Genomic DNA, 10,310 nt, shown 5'->3' with positions numbered 1-10,310 from the left:
AGAAGAAACAGGACGCTCAGATTACAAACAGGCCAGAGTAATTGTCGCGATGCGGACGGGGTAATTGTCGCCTAATAAGAAGAAATGGTGTCATCATTAATCGGCTATAACGATGACTACAGCCTAAAGCACTGGTTAAGGCTTTGGAATAACTCATCTCAGAGTTAAGTAATTTTGAGCCATGTCATCAAATTAGATTGAAAAAATTAGGTGCAATCCACGGGGGCGGGTTGTGAAAATGAAGAAAGTTTTACTATGTGTTGTGGCACTGCTGCCGTTGGCGGCTCATGCTTTGACAGTTACTTTGACACTTCAGGATGTCATTGAAGCAGCGGACGGTAAGATCTGCGTGTATGGTGACCATCTACGAACCGAAACTATCAAGATCCGTAATGCTCAATGTAGCCATACCAAAATTTTCACTTTCGATTAAAGGTAGTTTTACACACCCTGCAATACCAGTTTGGTTTCTCTACAAATGAACCAAGCCCAGCATATGCTCTTTCACGTGATTCCATGTGAATCTTTTTATTTTCGCTCTCGTAACACTTCGGACAGAATGCAGTGTCATCACCTTCAGTCCAAAATACACCGTCCCGAAAGGAAAATGCTGTTTTATCCTTCAGTTTTTCTTCAAGATCCTTGATCTTTTGTTCTGCATCAAACAGTAAAGCTTGGGTGGTTATAACTTCTATTTTGACGCTGGCAAGCTCTGTCATGAGGTTTGCAAGCTCAAGTTTAAGCGTCGCCTTATCAAGCTCATCACTCTCATCAGCGAGCTTCTTCGCGATACCAACAGCTTTATCAATGATCCCAACAGCGGCGGCTGTACTTGCTAACATTCCAGACATTGATCATTCCTTTCGTATAAATAATCTATCGTAATCTTCATCATTTTTAATTTTATTTTTATTGAGTGTATCAATGATGATTGAATCTTCAGGGAGCGGTAGTCCGGCCAAGGTTCGTAAGCTGGATGAAACGTTGTAAAAATAAATCGCAAGGTCTGTCAATTCCTTGGCACGTATTGTTGTTGGATAATCATCGTTTAAATGTTCATCAAATTCATTCCACTCTTTGGCGAAACGTTGCCTTGCATTATTAACTTTTGTGGGAAGTGTGAAAATCTCATGCATTAAATTCACAGGTAACAACTTCCAGTCAATGTCTTCGAACTTCCCAAGGTTAAACTCTGGAAATTCGATGTTATAACCTTTGAACAACGAACCAGAGCATCTACCTTCATCTTCATGATAATACTCACGCCCATCATCTTCTGAACACTCCAGGCACAGTGCAACATAACGCTCTAGTTTATAAGTCAGTTTTAGGGATAACACTTCTAAATCTTTTTTATTCTTCGAACGGTTCTTACGCCAATCGGTAAACCAGGCAAAGCCGCCTGTAATGATTGCACCCACAACCGTGCCAATAAGACCAGCATAACTATCCGACATAAGCACCCCTGTTTTTTTTTGCATAGTACATCATAAGCCCCGTTGGTGGTAAGACAACAAGCGGAGCCGTTAGGCAACAACATCAGGGCTATGTCAGACAGTGAAGTTTATCAGGATGACCATGTACCCGAAGGAGCGAGGCCGAACCGCTGGCAGAGCCTACATTTCGTGTGCAGGTACGTACACCACCATAAACCTGTTTATCCCCTGCAACATCATCTCGACGTGTGGCATATGGGGGCATCGGGCTAAAATGCGCTTCACTGAAAGTTTTGGGAGTTATGCCCGGTATGCGGCTTTTTGTTCGTTGTTGTGCTGTCGCGGTAAGAACTTGGAACCACCGCCAGCGTGATGATATGCTCCCTTGTACCACAGACCAATCACGCGACAGGTGCGGGCGTAGAACAATGGGTAGTTTAAGTTGTACCTACTTTAGCGGGGCAACGTAACTAACTGATAAATCATAACTTCTTGATTTATCAGGAGATTGGAGCGGGCGAAGGGAATCGAACCCTCGTATAGAGCTTGGGAAGCTCTCGTTCTACCATTGAACTACGCCCGCTTTGAGGTGCGTAAGGCATTATAGACCTTACACACCTTCATACAAGCCTCTTCATAACTAACCGGCGATTAAATAACCACTTAGCACTTCGGTTTGCTGCCGGGCGCAGGAAGATAACGCTGCGGATCGATGGCCGTCGCCTTATAGCGAATCTGGAAATGCAGCTTCACCGTATCCGTGCCGGTGCTGCCCATAGTGGCAATCTTCTGCCCGGCTTTGACGTTCTGCCCGTTGTTGACCAGCATCGTGTCGTTGTGCGCATAGGCCGTGATGTAGTCTTCGCCATGCTTAATCATGATCAGGTTACCGTAGCCACGCAGCTGGTTACCGACATACACCACCTTCCCTGCCCCGGAGGCATAAACCGGCGTACCGCGCGCAGCCGCGATATCAATACCTTTGTTACCCCCCTCAGACAGGGAGTACGGCAGCACCACTTTACCGCTGGCAGGCCAGATCCAGCAGCGTTGACCGACCGGCGGCCAGGACGACTGCGGCACCGCGTAAGATGGCGTCACTTTGGCGGTTTTGCCTTTCGAAGAGGATTTTTTACCCGAGGACGATCCGCCGCTAACCTTCAGTTGCTGCCCCACCTCGATGGTGTAGGGCGGAGAGAGATTATTCAGCCGCGCCAGATCCTTCACGCTGGTCCCCGTAGCGCGCGAAATTCGATACAGGGTGTCCCCGCGCTTAACGGTATAGACCGAACCGGAATAGCTACCCATATCCGAAGATTTGCTCCCTGAACAGCCCGCCAGTAATAGCGTCAGCGTCAGGCAAAAAATGGCGGTGATGGGGTTTCTCGTCAGGCTTCCTGCAAACAAAACAGATCCTCTGTCAGCGTGAATGGCGCACTATGATAACAGCCAAAACGAATATGGGTCATGCCCTTTTCCGCTCTACGAGCCAAACCGTTCGTATAAGAATGCCGTATAATGATCCGGCTGATGGTGCTGAACCACTCGGCATTTTGGCACTGGAGCATCAATGAGTATTCAAGAACACGTTATTTTGGTAAACGACCAGGGAATGGTGATTGGCACTCAGGAAAAATATGCCGCGCACACCTTACATACCCCGCTACATCTGGCTTTCTCTTCCTGGCTTTTTAACGCAAACGGCGAATGTCTGATCACCCGGCGCGCCTTAACCAAAAAAGCCTGGCCCGGCGTCTGGACCAACTCCGTCTGCGGCCACCCGCAGTCCGGCGAAGAGACGATACAGGCGATAATCCGCCGCTGCCGCTTTGAAGTGGGCGCTGAACTGGCCGATATCACCGCCGTCGCCCCTGAATTTCGCTATCGGGAAATCGACCCGTCCGGGATCGTGGAAAACGAAATCTGCCCGGTATTCGCTGCCCGCATCACCAATGACGTGACGATAAACGAAGATGAAGTGATGGACTATCAGTGGGTTGAGCTGGATGCGTTATTCCGCGCGCTGGACGCGACGCCCTGGGCCTTTAGTCCGTGGATGGTGATGGAAGCGACGACCGCCCGTGAAAAACTCAAAGCCTTCGCGGCGCAATAAAAAAGCCCCTTTCGGGGCTTTTTTCACATCTTGACGTCTTATTTCACCGGGCGCATCGCCGGGAACAGGATCACGTCGCGGATGGTGTGGCTGTTGGTGAACAGCATCACCATACGGTCGATACCAATCCCCAGACCCGCCGTTGGTGGCAGACCGTGCTCCAGCGCGGTCACGTAGTCTTCGTCGAAGAACATCGCTTCATCGTCACCTGCTGCTTTCGCGTCAACCTGGTCCTGGAAGCGCTGAGCCTGGTCTTCCGCATCGTTCAGCTCGCTAAAGCCGTTGCCGATTTCGCGGCCACCAATGAAGAATTCGAAGCGATCGGTGATTTCCGGGTTCTCGTCATTACGACGCGCCAGCGGAGAGACTTCAGCCGGGTATTCAGTGATGAAGGTCGGCTGAATCAGGTGCGCTTCGGCCACTTCTTCGAAGATCTCGGTCACGATACGGCCCAGACCCCAGCTCTTCTCAACCTTAATACCAATGCTTTCCGCGATTGCTTTCGCAGAATCGAAGTTATCCAGATCCGCCATGTTGGTTTCCGGACGGTATTTCTTGATCGCTTCGCGCATGGTCAGCTTGACGAACGGCTTGCCGAAGTCGAACACCTCTTCACCGTAAGGCACTTCCGTGGTGCCCAGAATATCCTGCGCCAGGGTGCGGAACAGGGATTCGGTCAGCTCGATCAGATCTTTGTAATCTGCATACGCCATATAGAGTTCCATCATGGTGAACTCTGGGTTATGACGAACGGAAATACCTTCGTTACGGAAGTTACGGTTGATTTCAAACACGCGGTCGAAACCACCGACCACCAGACGCTTCAGGTACAGTTCCGGCGCGATACGCAGGTACATGTCCAGGTCAAGGGCATTGTGATGGGTGATGAATGGACGGGCAGACGCACCGCCAGGGATCACCTGCATCATTGGGGTTTCCACTTCCATAAAGTCGCGCTTAACCATGAACTGGCGGATACCGGCCATGATCTGGGAGCGAATTTTGAAGGTCTTTCGGGATTCATCGTTAGAGATGAGATCCAGGTAGCGCTGACGATAGCGCGCTTCCTGATCCTGCAGGCCGTGGAATTTATCCGGCAGCGGGCGCAGAGCTTTGGTCAGCAGACGCAGCTCGGTGCAGTGGATAGACAGTTCACCGGTTTTGGTTTTGAACAGTTTACCTTTCGCGCCCAGGATATCGCCCAGGTCCCACTTCTTGAACTGCTCGTTGTAGATGCCTTCCGGCAGGTCGTCACGGGAAACGTACAGCTGAATACGGCCACCAACGTCCTGCAAGGTCACGAAGGAGGCTTTACCCATGATACGACGGGTCATCATGCGGCCTGCAACGGCCACTTCGATGTTCAGCGCTTCCAGCTCTTCGTTCTCTTTAGCGTCGAAGTCAGCGTGCAGTTGGTCTGAGGTATGGTCACGACGAAAATCGTTCGGGAACGGCACGCCCTGCTCGCGCAGCGCTGCCAGCTTCTCGCGGCGGGTTTTCAGTTCGTTGTTAAGATCGACTACCGCGTCAGCGCCCTGTGCTTGTTGTTCAGACATGTTGGTTCCTCATAACCCTGCTTTCAAACTTGCTTCGATAAATTGGTCCAGGCTGCCGTCCAGCACCGCCTGCGTGTTGCGGGTTTCAACCCCGGTACGCAGGTCTTTGATGCGGGAGTCATCAAGGACGTAAGAACGGATCTGGCTGCCCCAACCGATGTCAGACTTGTTGTCTTCCATCGCCTGTTTCTCAGCATTTTTCTTCTGCATCTCCAGTTCATAAAGCTTCGCTTTCATCTGCTTCATGGCCTGGTCTTTGTTTTTATGCTGGGAACGGTCGTTCTGGCATTGCGTTACCGTGTTGGTTGGAAGGTGGGTAATACGCACCGCCGATTCCGTACGGTTAACGTGCTGACCACCCGCACCGGATGCGCGATATACATCAATACGCAGGTCCGCCGGGTTAATTTCAATATCGATATCGTCTTTCACTTCCGGGTATACAAACGCGGAGCTGAAGGAGGTATGACGACGGCCGCCGGAATCGAATGGGCTCTTACGCACCAGGCGATGAACGCCGGTTTCAGTACGCAGCCAGCCGTAGGCGTAGTCGCCAATAATCTTGATGGTGATGGATTTCAGGCCCGCGACTTCACCTTCAGATTCTTCGATGATTTCGGTTTTGAAACCGCGCGCTTCTGCCCAACGCAGATACATACGCGCCAGCATGCTTGCCCAGTCCTGTGCTTCTGTACCGCCAGAACCGGCCTGAATATCGAGATAACAGTCAGCGCTGTCGTATTCGCCGGAGAACATACGGCGGAACTCAAGCTGCGCCAGCTTCTCTTCCAGCACGTCGAGTTCTGTCACGGCTTCATTAAAGGTTTCTTCGTCGTCGGCTTCGACGGCCAGCTCCAGCAAACCGGAAACATCTTCCAGCCCCTGGGCCATTTGATCCAGCGTATCTACGATAGCTTCGAGAGAGGAACGCTCTTTACCCAGCGCCTGTGCGCGTTCAGGTTCGTTCCAGACGTCCGGCTGTTCCAGCTCGGCGTTTACTTCTTCAAGACGCTCTTTCTTGGCATCGTAGTCAAAGATACCCCCTAAGAACGTCAGAGCGCTCCGTGAGGTCCTGAATACGGTTTTTTACCGGATTAATTTCAAACATGGTCTGTTTTCTTTTATGGACTTGTCAAAATGCGGTGATAAGAGCGGGATTGTACCGAATCCACGCCCTTTTTTATAGAGATTACTGCCGCTAAATTGGCCAGATATTGTCGATGATGATCTGAAGGGTGCGGTTACCGCGAAACTCGTTGATGTCCAGTTTGTACGCCAGCTCAACCTCGCGCACGCCGTTGTCCGGCCATACCGCCGTGTCAACGTTGAAGGCAATGCCGTCCAGCAGCGGGCCACCGCCCACGGGCTCGACCATCACTTTCAGATGGCGTTCGCCGACGATACGCTGCTGCAGCAGGCGGAAACGACCGTCGAACAGCGGTTCCGGGAACATCTGCCCCCATGGACCGGCATCGCGGAGCATTTGCGCCACGTCCATCGTCATCTCCAGCGGTGAAAGCTCGCCATCGGACACCACTTCCCCCTGCAGCAGGGCCGGGTCAATCCAGTCGGTCACCAGCTCGCCAAACAGGCGCTGGAATTCGTCGAATTTCGCCTCTTCCAGCGACAGGCCAGCCGCCATCGCATGGCCGCCGAACTTGATCATCAGACCCGGGTACAGCGTATCGAGACGCTCCAGCGCATCGCGCATGTGCAGACCCTGAATCGAACGGCCAGAGCCTTTCAGCGTGCCGTCGCCCGCGGGGGCAAACGCGATCACCGGACGGTGGAAACGCTCTTTAATGCGCGACGCTAGAATACCGACCACGCCCTGATGCCACTCAGGATGGTACATCGCCAGGCCGCCCGGCAGCGTATCGCCGCTGCGCTCAAGTTTTTCGCACAGGGTCAGCGCTTCGGCCTGCATCCCCTGCTCAATCTCTTTACGGGTCTGGTTCAGCGCGTCCAGGTCGTTGGCCAGCACGCGTGCTTCACCAATGTTATCGCACAGCAGCAGCGCCACGCCGACGGACATATCGTCCAGCCTTCCGGCTGCGTTAAGACGCGGCCCGAGGGCAAAGCCCAAATCGCTTGCCGCCAGCTTGAGCGGATCGCGGTTGGCAATCTCCAGCAGCGCCTTGATCCCCGGACGACACTTGCCTGCCCGGATGCGGCTTAAGCCCTGCCAGGTCAAAATGCGGTTATTGGTATCAAGCGGCACCACGTCCGCGACGGTACCCAGCGCCACCAGATCGAGATATTCGGCCAGATTCGGTACGGCAATACCGCGGGAGTCGAACCAGCCCTTATCGCGTAACAGGGTACGCAATGCCAGCATCAGATAAAACGCCACGCCCACACCGGCGAGGGATTTCGATGGGAAATCGCAGTCGCGCAGATTGGGGTTAATAATCGCTTCCGCATCCGGCAGCGTTTCGCCCGGCAGGTGGTGATCGGTGACCAGCACCGGGATCCCCAACTGATGGGCATGATCGACGCCCGCATGGGAAGAGATCCCGTTATCGACGGTCATGATCATCTGTGCGCCACGGGCGTGGGCCTGATCGACCACTTCCGGGCTGAGGCCATAGCCGTCTTCAAAACGGTTCGGCACCAGATAGGTGACGTTATCGCAGCCCAGCGCGCGCAGGCTGAGCACGCTCAGCGCGGTGCTGGTTGCGCCGTCGGCGTCGAAATCCCCTACCACCACAATCCGCGTTCCCTCACGAAGCGCGTTGTAGAGCATTTCAGTGGCTTTTTCGATACCGCTCAACTGCTGCCAGGGCAGCATCCCTTTCACGCTGCGTTCAAGATCCTCAGCGCTACGCACGCCGCGGCTGGCATAGAGGCGCTTGAGCAGCGCCGGGAGATCGTCTGGCAAATCAACCGGTTCAACCGCCTCGCGGCGGCGCAATTTTATCGGGGCTTTCACGCGGATTATTTACCACCAAACTGTTTCTGGTGCGCGTCGAGGAACTCTTTCATCTCTTTCGGTCCCTGATAGCCCGGAACGACATAGCCGTTGCTCAGGACAATCGCTGGCGTACCGCTCACGCCAAACTGCACGCCGAGCGCGTAGTGGTTAGCAATATCAATGTCGCAGGAGGCCGGTTTAACGCCTTTGCCGTTCATCGCGTCGTCAAACGCTTTGTTGCGGTCTTTCGCACACCAGATAGCTTTCATATCCTGCTCTGGCTGGCTCTGCACGCCCGCACGCGGGAAGGCCAGGTAACGCACGGTAATGCCCAGCGCGTTGTAGTCTTTCATCTCTTCATGCAGCTTGTGGCAGTAGCCGCAGGTGATGTCGGTGAAGACGGTAATGACGTGTTTTTCCTGCGCCGCTTTATAGACGATCATCTCTTTTTCGAGCGCGTTCAGGTTTTTCATCAGCAGCTGGTTGGTGACGTTCACCGGCTGCGCGCCGCTCACGTCGTACATTGGCCCCTGAATAATGTGTTTGCCGTCTTCGGTGACGTACAGCACGCCGCTGTTGGTCAGTACCGTTTTCATGCCGGCAACCGGTGCAGGCTGAATATCGCTACCGGTGACGCCAAGCTTAGCCAGCGACTGTTTGATGGCGGCGTCGTCCGCATGGGCGAAACCGGTAAATGAGGCTGCCAGCAGGGTGAACAGCGCGAAAGACTTTTTCATATGTGATCCTGTTACAATTCGTCGGCACTCACGCACGAGGGTGGTGCTGTTGGTGTAGCTGCCGCAGGCGTTCCGTCGCGACATGGGTGTAAATTTGCGTCGTGGAAAGATCGCTGTGCCCCAGCAGCATCTGTACCACGCGTAAATCAGCGCCGTGGTTTAACAGATGCGTCGCGAAGGCGTGACGCAATACGTGCGGCGAAAGCTTTTCACTGTCGATCCCCGCCAGTGTGGCGTAATGCTTGATGCGATGCCAGAACGTTTGCCGCGTCATCTGCTGGGCGCGCTGACTCGGAAACAGGACGTCGATAGACACACCATTGAGCAACCACGGACGACCATGCTCCAGATACGTCTCCAGCCAGTAAACCGCCTCTTCACCCAGCGGAACCAGCCTTTCCTTATTTCCTTTACCGATGACGCGCACCACGCCCTGACGCAGACTGATGTCGCTCATCGTCAAGCCAACCAGTTCCGAAACGCGCAAGCCGGTAGCATACAATAGCTCAAGCATGGCTTTATCGCGTAACTCCAGCGGCAGGTCAACAACCGGTGACTGTAATAATCTCTCAACTTGTGCTTCGCTGAGATCTTTCGGTAGCCGCTGTGGAAGCTTAGGGGATGCCAGCAGCGCGCTGGGATCGTCTTCGCGAATCTTCTCGCGATACAGGTGCTGGAACAGCCGACGCATTGCGCTGAGCAAACGTGCGGAACTGGTGGCTTTGTAGCCCCCCGCGATACGTTCCCCAAGCAGCGCCTGCAGGTCGTCACGTTGTGCGCTCGCAAGGGATAACCCGCGGTGCGCAAGCCACTCCACCAGCATGGTGAGATCGCGACGGTAGGCGCTGAGGGTATTCTCGGCCAGATTTTTCTCCAGCCACAGCGCGTCGAGAAACTGTTCGATCAGTGCGAGATCCTTTTCCACATCGGCCCCTTAGATTCTGCAGTCAGGCCATTATGCCTGATTGCGACCGGTTTCTGGTACACTACGCGCAAAGTCAACGCAAGAATTGAGATAGTTACGCGATGAATATTGGTCTGTTCTATGGTTCCAGCACCTGCTACACCGAAATGGCGGCAGAGAAAATTCGCGACATCATTGGCCCGGAACTGGTGACGTTGCATAACCTGAAAGATGACGCGCTTACGCTGATGGAACAGTATGACGTGCTGATCCTCGGCATCCCGACATGGGATTTCGGCGAGATACAGGAAGACTGGGAAGTTATCTGGGACCAGCTTGATACGCTCAACCTCGACGGCAAAATCATCGCCATGTACGGCATGGGGGATCAGTTGGGTTACGGGGAATGGTTCCTTGACGCACTCGGCATGCTGCACGACAAGCTGGCACCGAAAGGGGCGTCGTTTATCGGCTACTGGCCAACCGAAGGTTACGAGTTCACCAGTAAAAAACCGATTATTGCCGACGGCGAGCTGTTTGTTGGACTCGCGCTGGACGAAACCAACCAGTACGATCTCAGCGATGAGCGCCTGCAAAGCTGGTGCGAGCAGATTCTGGGCGAAATGGCAGAAAAGTTTAGCTAACGCGTT

Annotated in this window: 10 protein-coding genes and 1 tRNA gene; 2 read left to right on the top strand and 9 right to left on the bottom strand. The window is 53.6% G+C overall.

Annotated features, from left to right (window positions below):
* Window positions 1-419: 419 nt before the first annotated feature.
* The 4 genes from FU672_RS13085 to actS all read right to left on the bottom strand — a co-directional run bounded on the left by FU672_RS13085 (window position 420) and on the right by actS (window position 2,843).
* Window positions 420-851, bottom strand: a complete 432-nt coding sequence (locus tag FU672_RS13085) for a hypothetical protein (protein WP_148243544.1) — start codon at window positions 849-851, stop codon at window positions 420-422.
* A 3-nt stretch (window positions 852-854) separates the two neighbouring features.
* Complete coding sequence (locus FU672_RS13080) at window positions 855-1,457, bottom strand: hypothetical protein (protein WP_148243543.1); 603 nt, start codon at window positions 1,455-1,457, stop codon at window positions 855-857.
* 488 nt (window positions 1,458-1,945) lie between these two features.
* Window positions 1,946-2,019: transfer RNA gene (locus FU672_RS13075), tRNA-Gly, on the bottom strand.
* Window positions 2,020-2,099: 80 nt separating this feature from the next.
* Window positions 2,100-2,843, bottom strand: a complete 744-nt coding sequence (gene actS, locus FU672_RS13070; protein ID WP_148243542.1) for an amidase activator ActS — start codon at window positions 2,841-2,843, stop codon at window positions 2,100-2,102.
* 163 nt (window positions 2,844-3,006) lie between these two features.
* On the opposite strand from actS, the gene idi reads away from it, so the two are divergent.
* Window positions 3,007-3,549, top strand: coding sequence for an isopentenyl-diphosphate Delta-isomerase (gene idi, locus FU672_RS13065; RefSeq protein WP_148243541.1), 543 nt, complete (start codon window positions 3,007-3,009; stop codon window positions 3,547-3,549).
* A gap of 38 nt (window positions 3,550-3,587) precedes the next feature.
* Here idi and lysS read toward each other — a convergent pair whose 3' ends face one another.
* From lysS to xerD, 5 genes are all read right to left on the bottom strand, one after another.
* Entirely contained in the window at window positions 3,588-5,105 is a 1,518-nt protein-coding gene (gene lysS / locus FU672_RS13060; RefSeq protein ID WP_148243540.1) for a lysine--tRNA ligase, read from the bottom strand.
* Between the two features lie 9 nt (window positions 5,106-5,114).
* Window positions 5,115-6,213, bottom strand: a protein-coding gene (gene prfB, locus FU672_RS13055) for a peptide chain release factor 2 (protein ID WP_148243539.1) whose coding sequence is annotated in 2 segments (ribosomal slippage) — window positions 5,115-6,137 and window positions 6,139-6,213 — 1,098 coding nt in all. Because the reading frame shifts where the segments join, the coding sequence is not laid out codon by codon here.
* A gap of 90 nt (window positions 6,214-6,303) precedes the next feature.
* Window positions 6,304-8,037: a single-stranded-DNA-specific exonuclease RecJ gene (gene recJ / locus FU672_RS13050; protein WP_148243538.1), complete on the bottom strand. Its 1,734-nt coding sequence runs from the start codon at window positions 8,035-8,037 to the stop codon at window positions 6,304-6,306.
* A 5-nt stretch (window positions 8,038-8,042) separates the two neighbouring features.
* Window positions 8,043-8,756 (bottom strand): bifunctional protein-disulfide isomerase/oxidoreductase DsbC, encoded by a 714-nt coding sequence (dsbC, locus tag FU672_RS13045; protein WP_029740340.1) that lies wholly within the window; start codon window positions 8,754-8,756, stop codon window positions 8,043-8,045.
* A gap of 28 nt (window positions 8,757-8,784) precedes the next feature.
* Window positions 8,785-9,681: a site-specific tyrosine recombinase XerD gene (gene xerD, locus FU672_RS13040; RefSeq protein WP_148243537.1), complete on the bottom strand. Its 897-nt coding sequence runs from the start codon at window positions 9,679-9,681 to the stop codon at window positions 8,785-8,787.
* Window positions 9,682-9,782: 101 nt separating this feature from the next.
* On the opposite strand from xerD, the gene fldB reads away from it, so the two are divergent.
* Window positions 9,783-10,304 (top strand): flavodoxin FldB, encoded by a 522-nt coding sequence (gene fldB, locus FU672_RS13035; RefSeq protein WP_148243536.1) that lies wholly within the window; start codon window positions 9,783-9,785, stop codon window positions 10,302-10,304.
* Window positions 10,305-10,310 lie beyond the last annotated feature (6 nt).

This window comes from Enterobacter asburiae (genome assembly GCF_008080435.1).
Classification (GTDB): Bacteria; Pseudomonadota; Gammaproteobacteria; order Enterobacterales; family Enterobacteriaceae; genus Enterobacter; species Enterobacter asburiae_C.
This window is presented reverse-complemented; position numbering and strand designations above follow the sequence as displayed.